This is a genomic window from Streptomyces sp. AC558_RSS880 (assembly GCF_019049255.1).
Lineage (GTDB): Bacteria > Actinomycetota > Actinomycetes > Streptomycetales > Streptomycetaceae > Streptomyces.
The window spans coordinates 1-345 of record NZ_JAGMUJ010000155.1 but is presented as its reverse complement, the minus strand read 5'-3'; the positions used below and the strand labels follow the sequence as shown (position 1 = coordinate 345).

At 74.5% G+C, this 345-nt stretch carries 1 protein-coding gene; it reads right to left on the bottom strand.

Annotated elements, in window-relative coordinates; all coding sequences use genetic code 11:
• Positions 1–345: sensor histidine kinase (locus tag KUM38_RS35135; RefSeq protein ID WP_217135684.1), on the bottom strand; the 345-nt coding region annotated here is incomplete at both ends.

The following is a 345-nucleotide window of genomic DNA, read 5'->3' as shown; positions in this document are numbered from 1 at the left end:
ATGCCCTCGATGGCGGCGGCCGGCCGCTCGGCCAGGTCGACCGTCACCTTCACCGGCACCGTGCAGCGCGAGGCGACCGAGGACAGCGCGGCGTCCAGGCCCCGGTCGGTCAGCACCGCCGGATGGATGCCGCGGGCGAGATCCCGCAGCTCCTGCAGAGCCGTCTTCACCTCGCCGTGCGCCTCGTCCACCATCCGTGCCGCGACCTGCGGATCCTCCCGCAGCTTCTCCTTCGCCAGCCCCAGATCCATGGCCAGGGCCACCAGCCGGGCCTGCGCCCCGTCGTGCAGATCGCGCTCGATGCGCCGCAGGTCCGCCGCCGCCGTGTCCACCACGACCCCGCGG